Here is a 19,297-nt window from a genome sequence, read left to right on the forward strand (position 1 = left end):
CGCGCCGCGCCGCCGGCCCGTTCCGCGTCGCGCGGTGTGTTGCGCGACGCGGAACGGGCCGGGCGAACGTGGGCCCGCTACGGAGCGCTCGGCGCCGGCTTCCTGAACATGCGCGTCGCCGTGATCTCGCTGTGCACCGTCTCCCCCGCCTGGGGCGGCTGGGGCAGACCGGGCCGCAGGTGTTCCTCGACGCTGATGTACTTCAGGCCCGCCCGGAGGTCGGCGTCGTTGCGCAGGCGGATGACCAGCGGGAACTCGGCGAGGGCGGTCGTGTCGAACAGGCCGGTGGTGTACAGCAGCTGGACGCCCAGCGCGTCGGACACGGCCCGCTGGAGCTCCAGCAGATAGGTCGCGTTGGCGCGGCCGATCGGGTTGTCCAGGAACAGCGTGCCCGCGTGCCGGTGCTTGTCGCGGCCCCGGTCGTTCGAGCGGAGCGCGGCCATCGTGCAGTACAGGGCGATGGCCGCGGTGAGCAGCTGACCGCCGGAGAACACATCGCCCATCTGGCCGACGGGGACACGCTCGGCGCGCAGTACGGCGTCGGGCTTGAGGATCTCGACGGCCACGCCCTTGGGCTGGAGGGCCGCGGCGACGCCCCGCAGCAGCAGGGACATGCCGTCGCGGCGCAGGTCGGAGTTCTTCTTCACGGCCGCGCGGGTGGCCTCGTCGATGACCTCGCCGAGCCGTTCGGTGAGCGTGGCCTGGTCGGGTTCCTCGAAGCGGATGCGCAGGAACTCCTGCCCGGACCACTCGCCGAGTCCCTCCGGCAGCCGGGAGAGCCGCTGGGCGGAACGCAGGGTGGCGAGGGCGGACTCCACGAGGCCGCGCAGCCGGTCCACGATGGAGTCGCGGTTGCGTTCCAGCTGGGCCAGCTCGTCGGTCAGCACGCGCAGCCGGGGCGCGAACGCGTCCGCCCACTTCTGGGCGTGCTCGGGCAGCGCGGACGCGGGCAGTTCCCGGATCTGCTGGCGGGCGGGGGTGCGGACCTGCTCGTAGCGCGTGGAGTTGGCGTGCCGGACGAGGACGTCGCTCGCCTCGCGCACGGCCGCCTCGGCGGCGGACAGGTCGGCGGCGCAGCCGCGCAGGGAGCGGCGGGCCTCGGCGGCGGAGTGCCGGGCCTCCTCCAGGGTGCCGGGGTACGGCTCCGGCTCCTCCGGATCCTCCTCGGGGGCCTGTTCGCGCAGCAGGTCGCGGAGCATGGCGGCGATCTCGTCGAAGCCGCCGGCCGCGTCCTCGGCGGCGCGGTGGGCCTCCAGCAGCTCCGCGTGCGCCTCCCGGGCCTCGGCCAGCGCCTCGGTGCGCGCGGCGAGTTCGGCCGTGGCGGTGCGCAGCAGCGCCTGGGCGTGCTCGGCGTCGCGCGGGATCAGTTCCCCGGGCAGCTCGGTGTGCGCCTCGCCGTCCTCGGGGGCGTGCCGCTCGGCCTCACCGCGCAGCCGCCCGAGCTGCTCGCTCGCGGTCGACATGCGGGTCTCCAGGAGCTGCACCAGCTCCTCCGCGCGCGCGGCGGCGGCCTGCCGGGACGGCCCGTCGGAGCCGTCGGGCGACTGGAGCAGCTGCTCGGCGCGGGTGCGGACCTTGTTGCTGAGCCGGTCCAGTTCGGCGCGGGCGGCGCTCTCGTCGCTCTCCGCGCGGGCCTGCTCGGCGCGCAGGTCGGCGCCGACGCCGACCTTCTCGTACACCTGGGAGGCGGCCCGGTAGGCCTCGCGGAGGGCGGGCAGGGACGCCTCCGGGGCGTCCGCGTCCGCGACGGGTACGTCGTCGGGGGCGCCGGCGATCTCGGAGCGCTCGGCCCGCAGGGCGCGCGCGGTGCGGCGAGCGTCGTCGGCGGCGCGCTGCGCGGCCCGGCGGTCCTCGTCGGCGGCGCGGGCGCGCTCCAGGCAGGTCTGGGCGCGGGCCTCGGACTCGGCCGCCTCGTCGGCGAGTTCACGCAGTTTCACCTGCCAGCCGGCGCGCTCGCGCAGCCGGTGGGCGAGACCGGCGAGGGCGTCGGCGGCGCGCCGCGCCTTCTGCGCGGCCTCCTGCCGCTCGTCGCGGACCCGCACGGCCTCGGCCGCGGTCTCCTCCGCCTCCGCGCGGACGGTCCGCGCCTCGCCGAGTTCGGCCTCGGCCTCCTCGGCGAACGCGCGGGCCTCCTCGGCGGCCCGGGCCAGCTCGGTCAGGCGCCCGGCGGGGCAGCCGGTGCGCCAGGAGGCGAGCCGGGCGGCCAGTTCGCGGTCCTTGCCGAGGCGAGCGGCGAGGACGCGGATCTCCTCGTCGCGCTCGGTGGCCCGGGCGCGCAGTGCCTGCCGTTCCTCGTCGGCGGCGTGTTCGTCGTGCATGGCCGGGTTCGGCGGCACCAGGAACACGTCACCGGGGGTGGCGTCGGCGGCGGGCGGCGGGGCGAGCAGCGCGGCGGCGGTGCCGACGGCCACCGCGGAGCGGGGCAGCAGGGCGGCGTCGCCGAGGGCCTCGCGGGCGCGCGCGTGTGTGTCCGGGTCGGTGATGATCACGCCGTCGACCAGCTCGGGGCGGGCGGCGAGCACGCGCGCGTGGTCGGCCGGGTCGACGGCCTGGGCGAGGTAGCGCCAGCCGGGGAGCGCGGGGATGCCGTGCTCGCCGAGGAACTCGACGGTGGCCAGAACGTCCGGGCCGGGCGGCAGCAGGCCGCCGTCGCCGAGGGCGCCGAGGATGCGGGCGTCGTCGGCGGCGGCGGTGCGCAGGTCGAACAGGTGCCGTTCGGCGGTGGACACGGCGTCGTCGAGGAGTTCGCGCAGTTCGTCGGCGAAGCGGTCGAGCTCTTCGGGCGTGAGGGCGCCTTCCGCGACGGTGCGGGGAGCCGGGGCGGCGGGGTCGGACCCGGTGCGGGGAGCCGGGGCGGCAGGGTCGGACCCGGTGCGCGGGCCGGGCACGCGGACGGTGCCCGGGGCCCCGGGCAGGCTCAGCAGTTCGGCCAGCCGTTCCTCGGCGGCCAGCGACTCGGCCAGGCGCCGCTCCGCCTCGTAGGCTCGCTCGGCGGCGGTGGCCGCGTCCGCCGCGCGGGCCGCGGTCAGCTCGGCACGGGACTCGGCGGCGGCGGCCTCGCGGGCGTGCTCAGTGGCCTTGCGGGCGGCCTCCCGGGCCGCGTCCCAGGCGGCCACGGCGGTCTTCTCGGCGTCGCTGGCGGCGAGCGCGGCCCGTGCCGGGTCGGCGTCCGGGGAGCTGTCGTCCAGCCAGCCCGCGCGGACCGCCTCGGCGGTCTCCTGCTCGACCTCGGCGAGCCGCTGGCGCAGGTGCCCGGCCTCGCTGCGGGCCCGCTGCGCCTCGGTGGCGGCGGCGGTGGAGTCGCGGTAGGCCGAGTCGCCGGCCTCCTGGAGGGCGGCGGACCGCTCCTCCTCCTCGTTGGCCAGGTTCTCGGCGCTCTCGGCGGCGGCGTGCAGGGCCCGTACGAGGTCCACGGCGGCCTTGGCGCGGGCGGCGAGCGCGGGGGCCGCGTCCCGTTCGGCCTCCTGGATGGCGGCGGACACGCGTGCGACACGGTCGGCGGCGGCCCGGTGGCGCAGCACGGCCTCGGCGGCCTGCCAGGCGGAGTGCAGGGTGCGGGCGTCGGCCAGTTCGCGCTTCTGCGCGGCGGCGGACTTCTCGGCGGCGGCCAGGGCCAGGGAGGCGTGCCGGTAGGCGAGTTCGGCGGCGATGAGGGCACTGCGCTCGCGGGCGCCCTCGGAGTGGGTGACGGCGTAGGCGGCGGCCGTGACCCGCTGGGCGAGGTCGGCGGCCCGGACCCGCTCCCGCACGGCGCGCGCGGACAGCCGCCGGGCCAGCGTGCGGGTACGGCGTTCGGCGCCCGCGTGCACGTCACGCGCGCGTGCCCGGGCGTCGGCCGCCTCCACGATCCTTCCGAGCAGGTCGACCGAGCCGGCGGTGAAATCCCGTTCGGCGATCAGCTCGGCGCGCCGGCCGAGCTTGTTGCCGAAGCCGCTGACCAGGTCGGCGAGGCCGTCGGTGTCGCGGGTGTCGGTGACGGCGCGCAGCAGCAGGTCGGTGAAGTCGGAGTCCTTCTTGACCGCGAAGAGGCCGGCCGCCTCGCCCTCGTCGGCGTTCATCTCCCGCTGGTAACGGAAGAGTTCGGGGTCAAGGCCGAGATCGCCGAGGTGCTCGGTCCAGCGTTCGTGGATCTCCTCCCAGTGGACCTCCAGGTGCGGGTAGGCCTTGCCGGCCTCCATGAGGGCGTCGCGGAAGCCCTTCATGGTGCGGCGGCGGCCGTGCGCACCGGAGGTGCCCTCGGCGGGCGGCCGTACGGCGGTGGCCTCGGCGACGGGCAGGCTGTCCAGGCTCAGGCCGGGTCCGGGGCGGAAGGAGTACCAGGCCTCGGCGAACTTGCGCGGGTCGTTGGAGACCTGCCGTCCGCGCCACTCGCTGACCTTGCCGACGACCACGCACTCGCCGGTCTGCACGTGCTGCCATTCCAGGGCCACGTGGCCGCAGTCGTCGGCGAGCAGGAACTTGCGCAGCACACCGGAGCTGGCGCCGCCGAGGGTGTTGCGGTGGCCCGGCAGCATCACCGAGAAGATCAGCTTGAGCAGGACGGACTTGCCTCCGCCGTTCTCCAGGAACAGCACGCCCGCGGGCGCGGGACGGCGCGGCGGGCCGGACGGCTCCTCCTCGAAGAACTCCGCCTGCGTGGGCGCCGGGTCGGGCACGGGTTCGCCGACACCCCGCAGGTCAAGCACGGTGTCGGCGTAGCGCGCACCGGCGGGACCGATGGAGTAGAGGCGGACCCGGGACAGCTCGTACATGGCGGACTCTCGTCAGTGTTCTTGCGGTGGAGGGGGATCAGGGTTCTTGCGGTGCGGGGCGTTCGGGCTTCTGGTCGTGCGTGGCGTTCAGGAGTGGAACGGCAGCCCGGCGTCGGCCACCAGGTCCAGGTCGTCGGTGTCCTCGGCGGGCAGCAGGGTGGCCGTGCCGTCGGTGACCGGTACGACGCCCAGCTCGGACAGTTCGGCCAGGGCGGCGTTGCCGGCCATGTCGCGGACCTGGAGCTGGTAGCGGGCGGTGGTGCGGTAGGTGCCGCCGTTGTCGTCGCCGGTGCGCTGCAGGAAGCCGGAGTCGGTGAGGAAGGCCAGGGCCTTGGCGACGATGCCGGTGGTGGAGGCGGCGGGGCGGCGGGCGTCCTTGGTGGCGCCGGTGGCGCTGCGCCGGGCCCAGATCCGCCAGGCGGCCTCCAGGCCGGGCGCGTCGGTGGCCGGGTCGGTGTTCTCGCCCTGCTCCTCGGCGCGCTCCTCCAGGCGGCGGCAGGCCTGCCGGACGAAGGCGTCGACGCCGTTGACGGTGACCCGGCCGATGTAGGAGTCGTCGGCGAGGTCCTCGGGGCGCGGGAACGCCAGGGCGGCGATGGCGAGGTGGGCGAGGCCGTGCAGGAAGCGGTCGCCGGAGTCGGCGGCGGTGCGGCGCGCGTAGTCGCCCATGCGGACGGCGAAGACCGAGTCCTCGGCGGCGGTGACGGCCATGCCCGCGCGCGGGGAGACCTCCAGCACGACGAGTCCCAGTCCGGCGGCGACGGCGTCGGCGAGCCGGGCGAAGGCCGGGTCCTCGCGGTAGCGGCGCAGCAGTTCGGTGTACTCCTGGTCGCGGGCGGGCGCCAGCTTGGGCTGGAGCCCGAAGGCGACGAGCCGCGCCGCGTCGGCGGCGTCGGCGGGGGTGACGGCGGTGGACGCCGGCGGGGCGGGTGTCTCCGCCTCGCTCCACTCGACGTGCTCGGTCACGGGTTGGGCTCCTTGTCGCGGTGGTGCTCGGTCATGCTGCTTCCGTCCGGTCGGCCGCCATCCCGGCGGCGTCCAGCAGGGCCGTTCCCACGATGAGGTCGGCCCCGCCGAATTCGGGATCGTCCAGCTCGGTGCCGTCGTCCACGGCGAACAGCAGCTTCTCCTCGCCCTGCCGGTACGCGGTGCCGACGGCGGGGCTGGCCGCGTGGACGGCCAGCAGCGCCACCAGGTAGGCGAGGTCGGGGTCGCCGCTGCGGCGGGCCTCGGCGAGCAGCCCGGACAGTCTTCTGGGCGCGTCCGGCGGCAGGTCCAGCAGCTGCGTCGCCGCGGCGAGCTGTTCCTCGCTGAACCGGCTGTCGTCGGGCGTGGCGATCAGGTCGGGCTCGGGCATCTCCGCGCCCAGGTGCTCCCGCTCCACCGGCGGGGTGAGCAGGATGTCGACGAGGTCGCCGACCCGGACGGACACCGGGGTGCGCGGTCCGGTGCCGCGCGCGAAGAACGCGTCGGTGACCCGGATCGCCCGCTCCAGCGGCAACGGCAGGACGGGGGCGACGAGATGGCCGTAGAGGTCTATCCCGGCCGTCGCCGCCGGGGTGGCGAACGCCTGCCGGTCCTGTTCGGCGCGGAACAGCGGGCCGGCTTCCAGCAGGCGCGACTGGAGCTGGGTGTGGCGCCGGATGCAGTCCTTGACGATGTCGACCAGCTCGGCGGCGCGGCGCTTGTGCTCGGGCTCCTCGGTCTCGTCGCGGGCCTTGCGGATGTTGGTGAGGATGGCGTTCTCGTGGCGGTAGCGCTCGGCCACGTGGTCCAGGGCCTCGGCGATCATGTCGGGGACGGTGTTGAGCCAGTCGACCGCGCGGACGTTGCGCCGGGTGGCCTCCAGGGCCCGGCGCAGCGACTCGGAGTACTGCACCGTGCGGTAGCGGGCCTGTTCGGCGGCGAGCTGGGCGTCGGCGAGCCGGCCGCGGCTGATCAGCACCTCCAGCTTGACCTCGGCGGCGATCTGGGCGCTGGTGACGTCCGTGTCGAGGGCGCCGACCAGGACGTTGACCGCCTCGTCCGTGGTGCGCAGGTACACCGTGCCGCCGGGGCCGGGGACCTCCTCGATCAGCTTGAAGTCGTAGTCGCGGCGGACGTAGGTGCCGTCCGGCGCGAAGGTGCCGTAGACCGCGCGGAAGCCGCGGTCCACGCTGCCGACGTTGATCAGGTTCTCCAGGACCCAGCGGGCCACGCGCTCGTGTTCGGCGGTGGGCCGGTGCGGCGCCTGGGCGGCGATGCGCGGCACCAGGCGGCCGACGACCTGTTCGTGGTCGGCGCCCGTGTCGAAGTCCATGTTCAGCGTGACCAGGTCGATGGCGGCCAGGGCCACCTCGGCCATCCCGTACACCGAGTACTCGCCGGCCAGGTTGGCCTTGCGCGCGTCCAGGTCGTGCAGCGGCGCGGTGCAGGCGAGCGCGCGCAGCCGACGCGCCAGCCCCTCGTCGGCGGCCGGGCCCTGCGCCGGGCGCGGCCCCGCGCTGAGCTGGGGCGGAACACTGTCCGTCGATGCAGGCGAAGTCACGGTGCACAGACTAGGTCCTGGGTCTGACATCGGCCCAAACGGCTCAGAAGCGACGACCGTCACAGAGGCGGAAGAGAGCCTGCCGGGCGGTTCGGGCGGGGCCGGGCACGCCGGTCCGAGAAGGGCCGGACACACCGGTTCGAGGGAGGCCTGGCGCGCCTGGTTCAGAGAGGAGCCGGTCGCGTCGCTCAGGAGGGCCCGGCCACGTCGCTCAGGAGAGGCCGGCCGTGTCCTCGCCCACGCGGCGTCGGTAGACCTCGACGACCCGTTCCAGGGAGTCCGCGAGGTACCTCTCCAGGAGCCGTTCCGCGCCTTTCGTGTCCCCGGCCTGGAGCGCCCGCAGGATCCCGGCGTTGCGGGCGAGGTAGGGCTCGTGCAGCCGACGCGGGTCGTCCACCACGTGGAAGGCCAGGCGCAGTTCGGCGAAGACGCTGCGCATCAGCTCGTCGGTGCGTTCGCTGCCGGCCAGGGCGACGAGTTCCCGGTGGAAGTGGATGTTGGCCGTACCCACGCCTTTCCAGTCGTCCTCCGCGGCGGCCGTGTGCGCTTCCTCGACCGCCGCGACCAGTCCGCCGAGCCGGTACGGCGGCGCGCCGAGGCCGCGGACGACGGCGCACTCGACCAGCGCGCGCGTGCGGTAGATGTCCTCCACGTCCTCGACCGTCAGCACCCTGACGAAGACGCCCCGGTTGAGTTCGTGGATCAGCAGCCGCTCGTGGGTGAGCAGCCGGAACGCCTCGCGCAGGGTGTTGCGGGAGACGCCGAGGGCCCCGCCGATGCTGTCCTCCGACAGCCGGGTGCCGGGCGGGAAGTACCCCTCGGCTATGCGGCTCCTGAGGATGTCGGAGACCCGCTCCGCGGTGCTGGTGCGGCCCAGGAGGACACGGTCGCCGGCCAGTCCCGTCAGCTGCTCTGCCATGCCCGGAATTCAAGCGCAGACATCAGGACGAAACAACATGGGTATTGAGGGATCGTTGAACGATCCTCTACGGTGCTCCGCACGGCTCACTTCCCCGCACCCTCCGTCCCTTCTGCGAGGTGCCCATGAGCACGACCCCACCACCCCGGTCCGGTCCCTCCCCCGACGTACGGTCGGCGCGCGGTGAACAGGCCGGTGAGGACGGCGCGTTCGGCTGGCTGCGCGCCCTCGGCCCGCGCGGCCGGCGCGCGTTCGCCGGAGCTTTCGGCGGATACGCCCTGGATTCCTACGACTACTTCACCCTGCCGCTGAGCATGGTGGCGCTCGCGGCGTACTTCGGCCTCGACAGCGGCCAGACCGGTCTGTTCACCACGGTGACGCTGGTGGTCTCGGCGGTCGGCGGGGCCGTGGCCGGCGTGGTCGCGGACCGGGTCGGCCGGGTCCGGGCGCTGATGATCACGGTGGCCACGTACGCCGTGTTCACGGTCGCCTGCGGCTTCGCGCCCACCTACGAGACGCTGCTGGTCTTCCGCGCCCTCCAGGGCCTCGGCTTCGGCGGCGAGTGGGCGGTCGGCGCGATCCTGGTCGCCGAGTACACGGGCGCGCGCCACCGGGGCCGTACGCTCGGCGCGGTCCAGAGTTCCTGGGCGGTCGGCTGGGGACTGGCGGCGGTGGTCTACACGCTGGTGTTCTCCTTCGTCGACGAGGACCTGGCCTGGCGGGTGATGTTCTGGACCGGGGCGCTGCCGGCGCTGCTCGTGGTGTGGCTGCGCCGCCGGGTGCGCGACGCTCCCACGGCGACGGCGGCCCGGGAACAGGACCCGCGGCGCGGCTCGTTCGCGGCCGTCTTCCGCCCCGGCCGGGACGGCGAGCCGGGCCTGCTGCGCACCACGCTCCTGGCGAGCCTGCTGTCGACGGGCGTGCAGGGCGGCTACTACACGCTGGCGACCTGGGTGCCGACGTACCTGAAGTCGGAACGCGGCCTGTCGGTGGTGGGCACCGGCGGCTATCTGGCCTTCCTGATCTCCGGTGCCTTCCTCGGCTACCTGACCGGCGGGGTGCTGACCGACCGGCTGGGCCGGCGGAACAACATCTGGCTGTTCGCGCTGCTGTCGGCGCTGTGCATCCTGGCGTACGCGAACATCCCGCACGGCGCCGACACCCTGCTGCTGGTGCTCGGTTTCCCGCTCGGCTTCTGCATGTCGGCCATCTTCAGCGGTTTCGGCTCCTACCTGAGCGAGCTGTACCCGACGGCGGTGCGCGGCACCGGGCAGGGCTTCACGTACAACACGGGCCGGGCGGTGGGCGCGGTGTTCCCGACCGTGGTCGGGTTCCTCGCGGACAGCTGGGGCGTCGGCGGCGCGCTGGTCTTCGGCGCGATCGGCTACGGCGTCGCCGCACTGGCCCTGCTGGGGCTGCCGGAGACGCGCGGGAGGGAGCTGGCCTAGGCGCGCGGGGCGGCCGGACCGCCGGCCCTACGAGAACCACCGCGGGCGAACACCGTCAGGAACGGCCGGACGGGCGGCCCGCACGAGACGGGATACTGGAGAACGAGGACACCATGACCGCGATCGATCTGAACGCCGACCTCGGCGAGGGCTTCGGGCGCTGGCGGCTGACCGACGACGAGGCGCTGCTGTCCGTCGTCACCAGCGCCAACGTGGCCTGCGGCTTCCACGCGGGGGACGCGGCCACCATGCGCCGGGTGTGCGAGCTGGCGGCCGGGCGCGGCGTGACGATCGGCGCGCAGGTGTCCTACCGGGACCTGGCCGGTTTCGGGCGGCGCGCGATGGACGTGCCGTCCGCCGAGCTGGCGGCCGAGGTGGCCTACCAGATCGGCGCCCTGGAGGTGTTCGCCCGGGCGGCGGGGGCGCGCGTGGCGTACGTCAAGCCGCACGGCGCGCTCTACAACCGGGTGGTGCACGACGCCGAGCAGGCCCGCGCGGTGATCGACGGGGTGCGGCTCGCGGACCCCTCGCTGCCGGTGCTGGGCCTGCCCGGCTCGCGGTTGCTGGCGCTGGCCGCCGAGGCGGGGCTGCCGGCCGTTCCGGAGGCCTTCGCGGACCGCGCGTACACCGACGAGGGCACGCTGGTGCCGCGCGGCCGGGAGGGCGCCGTGGTGACCGACCCGGACACGGTCGTGGAGCGCTCGGTGAGTCTGGCGTGCTCCGGCGCGGTCATCGCGCACTCCGGCGCGCGGATCACGGTGCGCGCCCGGTCGCTGTGCCTGCACGGCGACACGCCCGGCGCGGTGGGTCTGGCCCGCCGGGTGCGCGAGCGGCTGGTGGCGGCGGGCGTGCGGGTGGAGGCGTTCGCGTGAGGGCGCTTCCCGTGGGCGACGACGCGCTCCTCGTGGAGGTGTCCTCCGGGGAGGAGGCGCAGGCCCTGCACGCGGTGTTGCTGCGCCGCCGCGCGGAGGGCTCGCTCACCGTGCGGGAGATCGTTCCCGCGGCCCGTACGGTCCTGCTCGACGGGCTGGCCGACCCGGACCGCTGGGCGGCGGAACTGACCACCTCGCGCATACCGGAGGCGCCCTCCCACGCGCGCGAGCTGATCGAACTGCCCGTGCGCTACGACGGACCGGACCTCGCGGTGGTCGCCGGGCTCTGGGGGGTGACCGAGCGGGAGGCGGCCCGCATCCACGCCGGTACCGAGTTCACGGTGGCCTTCTGCGGGTTCGCCCCGGGCTTCGGCTATCTCACCGGGCTGCCGGACCGCTACGCCGTCCCGCGCCGCGCCACCCCGCGCACGGCGGTCCCCGCGGGCGCCGTCGCGCTCGCCGGGCCGTACACGGGGGTGTACCCGCGCTCCTCCCCCGGCGGCTGGCAGCTGATCGGCACGACGGACGCGGTGCTCTGGGACCACACGCGCACACCGGCCGCGCTGCTGACGCCGGGGGCACGGGTGCGGTTCGTACCCCTGGGGGACGCGTGACGGGAAAGGGGAAGCAGGGGCGGCGGACGGCTGCCGGCCACGCGCGCGTGGCCGCCGCAGGGGCACGGACTGCCACCGCGCGGGCGGCTACCGCCGGGGTACCGGCGTGCGCCACGGGCGACCTCGTGGCCCCCTCCGGGAAGGTGGGCGTATGAGCGACCGGGTGCTCGTCGTCGTACGCGCCGGGGCGTTGACCACCGTGCAGGACCTGGGACGGCCGGGGTACGCGCATCTCGGCGTGCCCCGCTCCGGGGCGCTCGATCCACCCGCGGCGGTGCTGGTGAACCGGCTCGTCGGCAACCCGCCGGACGCCGCCGTCCTGGAGACCACGCTCAGCGGCTGCGCGCTGCGCCCGCGTCGCACAGTGACGGTCGCGGTCGGCGGCGCGCCGGGCCCGGTGTCGGTGGGCGGTCGCCCGGCCGCGTGGGGCGCCCCGGTCGTGGTACCGGCGGGCGAGCTGCTGGAGGTGGGCGCGGCCACGGCCGGAGTACGCGGCTACGTGGCCGTATCCGGCGGCATCGCCGTGGAGCCGGTCCTGGGCAGCCGCGCCACCGACCTGCTGTCCGGCCTGGGCCCGGCCCCGCTCACGGACGGGACGGTGCTGCCGCTGGGCATCCCGGCCGGCCCTCCCGCGCGCGTGGACGGCGCTCCGCAGCCGCGTCCGCCCGCCGAGCTGGTGCTCCGGGTGACGCTGGGGCCGCGCGACGACTGGTTCACGGCGGGCGCGGTCCGGGATCTCACCACGCGCCCGTACCGGGTCTCCCCGGCGAGCAACCGCATCGGTCTGCGTACCGAGGGGCCCGCGCTGGAGCGGGCCCGGCCCGGGGAACTGCCCAGCGAGGGGATGGTGCTCGGTGCGGTCCAGGTGCCGCCGGACGGGCGTCCGGTGGTCTTCCTCGCGGACCATCCGACCACCGGCGGCTACCCGGTGATCGCGGTGGTGCGCGCCGCCGACCTGCCGGCCGCCGCCCAGGCCCCGCCGGGCACGCCGGTCAGGTTCGTCCCGGTACGCCGCCGCTGACCCCGGCCGCCCCTCCGGCCCAACGTCCGGGACAGCACCGCCGGAAAGGCACCAACGGCGCCCTGCCGGTGGTCTCCCGCGGGGACCGGCGAACCGCAGCGGTCACCGGCCGCACGACGGACGAAACGCGCCCCAGGCCCGCCGCACCAGCGGACACCGAGCGGCGAACCAGAGCGGTCACCGACCGCCCGACCGGCCGTGGCCCGGCGCCGGAGCCTGCCCGGACCACGGGCACCGGCCGCCCCGGCACCGCGCCCGGCCCGGGCGGCGCACGGCGCCGGCTGTCACGCCACGCCCTCCGGCTCCGGCACGGCGGGCCGGGCCTCGGCGCGGCGCGGCACCTCCGGCGCGTCGTGGGCCGCGAGGAACGCCTCCACGGCCGCTCCCCAGCCGAAGCACTCCGCACGCGCGCGTGCCGCTTCCCGCCGCCCGGGTTCGGCGCGTGCCAGGAGCTGTTCCACGGCGTCCGCGAACGTCTCCGGGCCGCCGGCCGCGGTGGCCCCGGCGGAGCCGATGACCTCGGGCAGCGCGGACAGGGCGCTCGCCACCACGGGCGTGCCGCACGCCATGGCCTCCAGCGCGGCCAGGCCGAAGGTCTCGGCGGGCCCCGGCGCGAGGCACACGTCGGCGGACGCCTGGAGCGCGCCGAGGGCGGCCCGGTCGGACACGTGCCCGAGGAAGGTCACCGGCAGCGCGCGGGCGCGGGCGTGTCGCTCCAGCCGGGGCCGCAGCGGCCCGTCTCCGGCGACCACGAGCACCGCCCGCCGTCCGCGCCGCAGCAGCGCCTCCAGGGCGTCCAGGGCCATGCCGGGTCGCTTCTCCACGGACAGCCGGGAGGCCATCACGAGCAGCGTCTCGTCCACGCAAGCGTGGCGGGCCCGCAAGCCCGGGTCGCGCAGCGCGGGGTGGCGTTCCATCAGGTCGACGCCCAGGGGGGCGCGTACGACGTTGCGCGCGCCGACGCGGACGAACTCCCGCTCGGCGAAACCGGTGGTGCACACCACCCGTGAGTAGACGTGCGCGGTACGGGTGTTGAGGGAGTCGGCGGCGCGCCGGGCGAGCGGTTCGGGCAGGCCCCAGGTGCGCAGGACGCCGTCGGCGGTCTCGTGGGAGACCATCACGGCGGGCACACGCGCGCGCCGGGCCCAGCGGCCGGTCCAGCGCAGGGTGGTCCGGTCGGAGACCTCCAGGCGGTCCGGGGCCAGCTCGGCCAGGAGGGCGGCCACCCGCCGCCGGTCGGTGAGGACCCGGTAGCCGCCGGTGCCGGGCAGCGGCGGGCCGGGCAGGGTGATGACCCGGCCCTGCTCGGTCTCGCGGTCGGTGTGCCGTTCGCCGGGCACGATCAGGACGGGTTCGTGGCCGGCGGCCAGGTATCCCTTGCCGAGTTCGCGCAGGGCGGTGCGCAGGCCGCCGGAGGCGGGGGTGACGAAGTTGGCGAGGCGGACGATGCGCAGGGATGGGCCGCTCATGCCGCCACCACCGTCCGGCGGGCCGCGAGGACCTGGTCGTAGTGGTCGAGCAGCTGGTCGCCGACGGCGGCCCAGGTGCGGCCCTCGACGCTCGCGCGGGCGGCGGCGCCGTACGCGGCCCGCCGGGCGGGGTCGGCGGCCAGCGCGCGGACGGCCTCCCGGACGGCGGTGGCGTCGCGCGGCGGGACGAGCAGGCCGGTGCGGCCGTGGGCCACCAGGTCGAGCGGGCCGCCGGCGGCGGGCGCGACGACCGGCACCCCGCCGGCCATGGCCTCCTGGACGGTCTGGCAGAAGGTTTCGTAGGGGCCGGTGTGCACGAACAGGTCCAGCGAGGCGAAGATCCGGGCCAGTTCCCCGCCGGTGCGCCGACCCAGGAAGACCGCGCCGGGCAGGGCCTCGGTGAGCTGACCGCGGCTGGGCCCGTCGCCCACGACCACGACCCGCACGCCGGGCAGCCCGCAGACCCCGGAGAGGAGTTCGACGTGCTTCTCGGGCGCGAGCCGTCCGACGTAGCCGACGATCCGCTCGCCGTTCGGGGCGAGTGCGCGGCGCAGCGCCTCGTCGCGGCGGTCCGGCCGGAACCGTACGGTGTCCACGCCGCGCGGCCACAGCGCCACCCGCGGTACGCCGTGTTCCTGGAGAGCGTTCCGCGCGGCGCTGGAGGGGGCCAGGGTGCGGTCGGCGGCGGCGTGCACGGAGCGGATCCGCCGCCAGGCCGCGGCCTCTCCGGCGCCCATGTAGATGCGGGCGTATCCGGCCAGGTCGGTCTGGTAGACGGCGACGGCGGGGATGCCGAGCCGGGCGGCCGCGGCCATGCCCCGCACGCCGAGGACGAAGGGACCGGCCAGGTGGACCACGTCGGGGCGGTGCGCGACGAGGGCGGCGGCGAGGCGCCGGCTGGGCAGGGCGATACGGACCTGGGGGTAGCCGGGGAGCGGCAGGGAGGGCACCCGGACGACCTGGCAGGGGGCGTCCGGGTCCGGGCCGGTGCCGGGCGCCGGGGCGGGGGCGACGACGAGCGGGTGGTGACCGCGGTCTACGAGGTGCCGGGCGGTCTGGAGCGCGCAGTGGGCCACGCCGTTCACATCGGGGGGAAAGGACTCGGTCACGATGACGACACGCATAGCGGTGTTGTCGCCGTGCCGGACGTGCCCACGCCAACTTCGATCTTTCCGCGCGGGGAACGTCCCATGAGCGTTGGGCGGCCCGCCCGCGCCCCCTCACGGCACCCCGCCCGCGCCCCCTCACGGCACCCCGCCCCCACGGTCCAGGCAGCCCCCGCACCGCTCGCCCCCGCAGGTCGGGCGGCTGTCACGGCGGCCTGGCCCGCGGGTCATCCGGAGTTCACCCGCCGGGCGGTCGTCCACCCCGGCCGGAAGTGCGAGGGAGGGTCAGCCGAGGGCGGCGTCGGGCCCGAAGCGGCTGCGTACGGCGGTCTGCACCTCGGCCTCCTCGGCCGGGTCGGCGGCCAGCCGGCGCAGGCGCTCCACGACCCGGGTGTCACCGGTCTCGGCGTGCCGGGCGGCGAGTTCGCGGGTGGTCTCCTCGCAGTCCCACAGGCACTCGACGGCGAAGCCGGCGGCGAAGGAGGGGTCGGTCGCGGCCAGCGCGCGGGCGGTGCGGCCCCGCAGGTGGGAGGAGGCCGTCTCGCGGTAGACGTGCCGCAGGACGGGGGCCGCGCAGCCGATGCCGAGGCGTCCGGCGCCGTCGACGAGGGTCCACAGGGTGGGCGCGTCGGGCCCCTCGCCGCGCACGGCCTCGCGCAGGGCGGCGAGGACGAGGTCGCGGTCGCGGGCACCGCCGCGGCAGGCCAGGATGCGGCCGGCGGCGGCGCCGAGCGCGTCGTGGCGCCGGGCCCAGCCTCGCGCGCGGTCCACGGCGGCGGCACTGCGCATCCGTTCGAAGGCGTCGACGGCGGCCTCCACGACGACGGCGGTTCCGTCGGCGACCGCGGCCTCGATCAGCTGGAGGGCGTCGGGGTCGTCGCCGTCGGCGAGGTAGCGCAGGGCGGTGCAGCGGGCTCCGTCGACGCCGTTCCTGGCGGCCTGGAGGATCTCGGGCCGGTCCTCGGGGCCTGCGACGGCGACCAGACAGCGGGCGGCGGGCACATGGAGGGCGGCACCGCGCTCCATGCCCTGCTGGGCCCACTCGAAGACGGCGCGCACGCTCCAGCCGGGCCGGGGTCCGGTGGGGCGCAGCTGCCGCTGCCAGCGGTCGAAACAGCCGGTTTCCTGGGCGGCACGCACGCGTGCGGCGATCGACGGGCGCGGGTCCTCGGCCCACAATCGCCAGGGCCGCGGTTCGAAGGCGTCCCGCACGGCGGCGGCCAGTTCGGCCTCGCCCTCGGGGTCGGTGGCGAAGCGGGCCAGGACGGGGGCGGCGAGGGCGCGCAGGCCCGCGTCGTCGTCCCGCAGGGCCAGCTCGTCGAGGGCCCAGGCCCAGTTGGAGCCGTGCGCGGCGTATCTGCGCAGCAGGTCGAGGGCGTCCCGCCGGCCGTAGGAGGCGAGGTGGCCGAGGACGGCGAGGGCCAGGCCGGTGCGGGACTCGTCGGTGTCGAGCACGTCCTCGGCGTCGAAGAGGTGCGCCTCCACGGCATCCAGATCGCCGTTCAGGTCGAGGTAGAGCCGGGCGTAGTAGAGGGAGCGGTTCTCCACCTGCCAGTCGTGGCGGGGGTCGCGCAGCACACAGTGGTTCAGGGCCGCGAGCGCCTCGGCGCGCGGGGCCGTCAGCGCGTGCAGCGTGCCGTCGCCACGGCCGCGCTGGAGCAGCCCGAGCAGGGTGCCGCTGGGCGCTATGACCGGTTCGAACATGGGAAACAGCCTCACATCAAGCGTCGACGCAACCGGTGAACACGCGTTACCTGGCCGCGCGACACAACGTCGGGGCGCCCGCCGTTTCCTGCTTGCTGTAGACCATCTCTCTCTGCCTCTCGTCGGTGGCCCATGCGGACCGCATCACGGCCCGCGCGGTGCGGCAACACTTGCCCAGCCATCGCGTCCGTGAATCACGTCGTCATGATGACCCGCGCCGTGTGCTGCCGCGACCGTATTTCCGGCGGCCCTGTACCGCCTCCCCCGTTTTCCGTGTCGTTGCTGGTCGGAATACTCGGTTCAGCGCTCGCCGAACAGTTCCAGGAGCTCCGCCTTGCCGAACATCCGGGCCGTGTCGACGGCCGACGGCGTGCCCTTGGCGGGGTCGGCCCCGCCCTCCAGAAGGGCCTTGATCACCTCGGTCTCGCCCTTGAAGACGGCGCCCGCGAGCGGGGTCTGGCCCCGGTCGTTGATCTGGTCGGCGGCGGCGCCGCGGGCGAGCAGCGCGCGGACCGTGTCGGCGTGGCCGTGGTAGGCGGCGAGCATCACCAGGGAGTCGCCGCGGTCGTTGGTGAGGTTGGCGGGGACGCCCGCGTCGACATACGCCACGAGCGCCTCGGTCTGCCCCTGCCGGGCCAGATCGAAGATCTTGGTCGCCAGCTCCACGACCTCGGGGTCGGGGGCTTCACTCATGGCCGGACCGCCTCTCCATGCTGATTGGGGGACTGCTTCGCTGATGCGGGGGACTGCTTCGTACGAGTGAATCGCCAGCGTACTGGCTCTCGGGGCACATGACCCGATGTGCCCGAGGTAAAGATCACCGACGGGCCCCGCAGGAGGCAACAGCACTGGTCAACCGGGCCGCAACCGCTTCCTCCGAGGGAGCGAGAAAAGCCGTTTTTCACCCAGTTGCACCTTTAATCGTATGGATACATCCTGTGATCCTGGAAGAACTCATGGTGACTGTCCCCCACCTTCGACACCAGGAGGCCCCAAATGATCCTGTCCCTCTCAGGCGTGCTGCTGCTCGGCATCGTCGTCTTCCTGTTCTTCCGCAAGGACGGACTGAAGGGCTCGCACGCCACGGTGTCGGCCCTGTTCGGTTTCTACCTGTCCACCACAGGCATCGCCCCGAGCATCAAAGCCGGAGGAGAGAGCCTGGCCAGCCTCCTGGGCGGCATCAAGTTCTGACCCCGCCCGTACCGCCCGCACGCATGATCAGGAGTCAGCAGTGGCCCGGCGCCCTCTCCCCCGCATTCTGAGCAAGGACAGCGCCCAGCTCGCGCGGATGCAGCTCGCCCGGAGCAGGGAACTGGCCCGGACGGCGGCCGACAGCGCCACCGACGTCCTCCATCCGCTGATCACCGTCTCGCGCGGGCTGCGGGTGCTGGCCTCGGCCGGCCGTCGCAGGTGGGCGGACACGCCCAAGGACAGACGCGGGCCGCTGCTGTTCCTCGCGGCCTCCGCGGTCATGGTCGTGGCCCTGATGCCGTACGGGCCGCTGCTCGCCGTCGTCACGGTGATGGCGGCGGCGGCCTGGCAGGGCCGCGACCGCACCCCGTCGGTGCCCGCGGGACCCGACGCCTCCCAGACCGAACGCCTCAAGGCGCTCTACGACGCCCTGGTGCCGTACTTCTCCGCCCCCGAGGACCCCGCGCCGCTGTACGCGCACGGCGGGGAGTGGGAAAAGGCCCTCACCGCCTACGAGTTCGACGACGCCGGGCGCGTCGGCCACCTGGTGATCCGCTACCCCGCCTATTTCCCGGACGGCGAACCCGAGGCCCGCGCGCGGGTCGAGCAGTTGCTCACCGCCAAGGCCGGGCGCGGCCGCGAGTACCACTTCGACTGGGACGAGGAGGGCAACCGGCTCACCGTGACCGTCCTCGCCCCGCTGCCCGCCGACATCCCCGCCCAGCCCTTCGTCACCGCGCCCGGCGAGACCGTCCTCGGCTACACCGACCCCAGCGAGGTCCAGCGCACGCTTCCCCTCTCCTACGGAGAGGAACGGATCGACGTCCCGCCGGTCGTCTGGCGCACCGGCATCCGCTCCACCGAGCCGCACCTGCTGGCCGTCGGCCACCCCGGCAGCGGCACGTCCACCCTGCTGCGCTCCATTGCCCTGCAGGCCCTGCGCCACGGCGATGTGCTGATCGTCGACGGCGGCGGCACCGGCGAGTACGCCTGCCTGACCGGCCGGGACGGCGTACTGGCCGTGGAGTGCGCGCTCGCCGGGGCGCTGGCCAGCCTGGAGTGGGCGGCGCGGGAGACCGAGCGGCGGCTCATCGCGGTCAACCTGGCCCGGCAGGCGGGCGACCCGCCGCCCGCGGACACCCGGCGTCCGCTGTGGATCGTGCTGGACCGGCCCGCCGTCTTCACGCACCTCGCGGCGGCCGACGGGCGGAAGGACCCGCAGGCGCTGCTCCAGGTGCCGCTGCGGCACGGCCGCGCGGCGAACGTGACGGTGGTGGTCGCCGAGCAGTTCGACAGCGCGGAGACGCTCGGCGACGCGGTACGGCAGCACACACGCGCGCGGGTCGTGCTGGGGGCCACCGCGCCGCAGCAGGTGGAGGCGGTGCTCGGGGCGGCGCCGCACACGACCCCGCCGACGCGGGTGCCGCCCGGGCGGGGGTACGCCCGGCTGGGCTCCGGCCCGGTGCACCGGCTCCAGGTGCCGCGTACGCCCGACCCCTACGACGACGCCACGAGCGACGCCGACCGGCAGGCGGTGCTGGGGCTGCTGCCCCCGCGGGCCGCCGCCGTGGGGGCCGGGCCGGCCGACCTGGCGAAACCGGCAGCGGAGAAGACGCCGGTACCGGCGGAAGCCATGACGGCGGAGTCCTGACGGGACCGGTGCCGGGCGCTGGCC

The 19,297-nt window shown here is 75.5% G+C and carries 14 protein-coding genes; 6 read left to right on the top strand and 8 right to left on the bottom strand.

What is annotated here, in order from left to right; all coding sequences use genetic code 11:
- Nucleotides 1–77: 77 nt before the first annotated feature.
- From Srubr_RS04530 to Srubr_RS04545, 4 genes are all read right to left on the bottom strand, one after another.
- Nucleotides 78–4,751, bottom strand: coding sequence for a hypothetical protein (locus Srubr_RS04530; protein WP_189996362.1), 4,674 nt, complete (start codon nt 4,749–4,751; stop codon nt 78–80).
- Nucleotides 4,752–4,838: 87 nt separating this feature from the next.
- The gene (locus Srubr_RS04535; protein WP_189996361.1) at nt 4,839–5,717 is read right to left on the bottom strand and encodes a hypothetical protein; all 879 of its coding nucleotides are present in this window, start codon (nt 5,715–5,717) and stop codon (nt 4,839–4,841) included.
- Between the two features lie 31 nt (nt 5,718–5,748).
- A complete protein-coding gene (locus tag Srubr_RS04540; RefSeq protein ID WP_189996360.1) occupies nt 5,749–7,278 on the bottom strand; it encodes a hypothetical protein in 1,530 nt (509 codons plus the stop codon).
- Between the two features lie 211 nt (nt 7,279–7,489).
- On the bottom strand, nt 7,490–8,197 hold the full coding sequence (locus Srubr_RS04545) for a GntR family transcriptional regulator (RefSeq protein WP_189996359.1): 708 nt from the start codon (nt 8,195–8,197) through the stop codon (nt 7,490–7,492).
- A gap of 125 nt (nt 8,198–8,322) precedes the next feature.
- Here Srubr_RS04545 and Srubr_RS04550 point away from each other — a divergent pair, with 125 nt between their 5' ends.
- The 4 genes from Srubr_RS04550 to Srubr_RS04565 all read left to right on the top strand — a co-directional run bounded on the left by Srubr_RS04550 (nt 8,323) and on the right by Srubr_RS04565 (nt 12,152).
- Nucleotides 8,323–9,645: an MFS transporter gene (locus tag Srubr_RS04550; RefSeq protein ID WP_189996358.1), complete on the top strand. Its 1,323-nt coding sequence runs from the start codon at nt 8,323–8,325 to the stop codon at nt 9,643–9,645.
- 113 nt (nt 9,646–9,758) lie between these two features.
- A complete protein-coding gene (locus tag Srubr_RS04555) occupies nt 9,759–10,517 on the top strand; it encodes a LamB/YcsF family protein (RefSeq protein ID WP_189996357.1) in 759 nt (252 codons plus the stop codon).
- Nucleotides 10,514–11,131 (top strand): 5-oxoprolinase subunit B family protein, encoded by a 618-nt coding sequence (locus Srubr_RS04560; RefSeq protein WP_189996356.1) that lies wholly within the window; start codon nt 10,514–10,516, stop codon nt 11,129–11,131. The genes Srubr_RS04555 and Srubr_RS04560 overlap by 4 nt, the downstream gene beginning before the upstream one ends.
- Nucleotides 11,132–11,282: 151 nt before the next feature.
- Nucleotides 11,283–12,152 (top strand): 5-oxoprolinase subunit C family protein, encoded by an 870-nt coding sequence (locus Srubr_RS04565; RefSeq protein ID WP_189996355.1) that lies wholly within the window; start codon nt 11,283–11,285, stop codon nt 12,150–12,152.
- A 284-nt stretch (nt 12,153–12,436) separates the two neighbouring features.
- Here Srubr_RS04565 and Srubr_RS04570 read toward each other — a convergent pair whose 3' ends face one another.
- From Srubr_RS04570 to Srubr_RS04585, 4 genes are all read right to left on the bottom strand, one after another.
- On the bottom strand, nt 12,437–13,621 hold the full coding sequence (locus tag Srubr_RS04570; RefSeq protein WP_189996354.1) for a glycosyltransferase: 1,185 nt from the start codon (nt 13,619–13,621) through the stop codon (nt 12,437–12,439).
- Nucleotides 13,618–14,745, bottom strand: a complete 1,128-nt coding sequence (locus tag Srubr_RS04575; protein WP_189996353.1) for a glycosyltransferase family 4 protein — start codon at nt 14,743–14,745, stop codon at nt 13,618–13,620. The genes Srubr_RS04570 and Srubr_RS04575 overlap by 4 nt, the downstream gene beginning before the upstream one ends.
- Before the next feature lie 267 nt (nt 14,746–15,012).
- Nucleotides 15,013–16,431, bottom strand: coding sequence for a HEAT repeat domain-containing protein (locus Srubr_RS04580; RefSeq protein ID WP_189996352.1), 1,419 nt, complete (start codon nt 16,429–16,431; stop codon nt 15,013–15,015).
- A gap of 300 nt (nt 16,432–16,731) precedes the next feature.
- On the bottom strand, nt 16,732–17,124 hold the full coding sequence (locus tag Srubr_RS04585) for an ankyrin repeat domain-containing protein (protein ID WP_189996351.1): 393 nt from the start codon (nt 17,122–17,124) through the stop codon (nt 16,732–16,734).
- Nucleotides 17,125–17,427: 303 nt separating this feature from the next.
- On the opposite strand from Srubr_RS04585, the gene Srubr_RS04590 reads away from it, so the two are divergent.
- Nucleotides 17,428–17,622: a hypothetical protein gene (locus Srubr_RS04590; protein ID WP_030620070.1), complete on the top strand. Its 195-nt coding sequence runs from the start codon at nt 17,428–17,430 to the stop codon at nt 17,620–17,622.
- 40 nt (nt 17,623–17,662) lie between these two features.
- Nucleotides 17,663–19,273 (top strand): hypothetical protein, encoded by a 1,611-nt coding sequence (locus Srubr_RS04595; protein ID WP_189996350.1) that lies wholly within the window; start codon nt 17,663–17,665, stop codon nt 19,271–19,273.
- Nucleotides 19,274–19,297: the final 24 nt, after the last annotated feature.

Source organism: Streptomyces rubradiris (assembly GCF_016860525.1).
In the GTDB taxonomy this organism is placed as follows: domain Bacteria; phylum Actinomycetota; class Actinomycetes; order Streptomycetales; family Streptomycetaceae; genus Streptomyces; species Streptomyces rubradiris.

Bases quoted from the DNA above. Each gene is read 5' to 3' on its own strand.
- Srubr_RS04590 (WP_030620070.1), top strand. From the start codon at position 17,428: ATGATCCTGTCCCTCTCAGGCGTGCTGCTGCTCGGCATCGTCGTCTTC.
- Srubr_RS04575 (WP_189996353.1), bottom strand. From the start codon at position 14,745: ATGCGTGTCGTCATCGTGACCGAGTCCTTTCCCCCCGATGTGAACGGC.
- Srubr_RS04545 (WP_189996359.1), bottom strand. From the start codon at position 8,197: ATGGCAGAGCAGCTGACGGGACTGGCCGGCGACCGTGTCCTCCTGGGC.
- Srubr_RS04570 (WP_189996354.1), bottom strand. From the start codon at position 13,621: ATGAGCGGCCCATCCCTGCGCATCGTCCGCCTCGCCAACTTCGTCACC.
- Srubr_RS04555 (WP_189996357.1), top strand. From the start codon at position 9,759: ATGACCGCGATCGATCTGAACGCCGACCTCGGCGAGGGCTTCGGGCGC.
- Srubr_RS04550 (WP_189996358.1), top strand. From the start codon at position 8,323: ATGAGCACGACCCCACCACCCCGGTCCGGTCCCTCCCCCGACGTACGG.
- Srubr_RS04530 (WP_189996362.1), bottom strand. From the start codon at position 4,751: ATGTACGAGCTGTCCCGGGTCCGCCTCTACTCCATCGGTCCCGCCGGT.
- Srubr_RS04565 (WP_189996355.1), top strand. From the start codon at position 11,283: ATGAGCGACCGGGTGCTCGTCGTCGTACGCGCCGGGGCGTTGACCACC.
- Srubr_RS04580 (WP_189996352.1), bottom strand. From the start codon at position 16,431: ATGTTCGAACCGGTCATAGCGCCCAGCGGCACCCTGCTCGGGCTGCTC.
- Srubr_RS04585 (WP_189996351.1), bottom strand. From the start codon at position 17,124: ATGAGTGAAGCCCCCGACCCCGAGGTCGTGGAGCTGGCGACCAAGATC.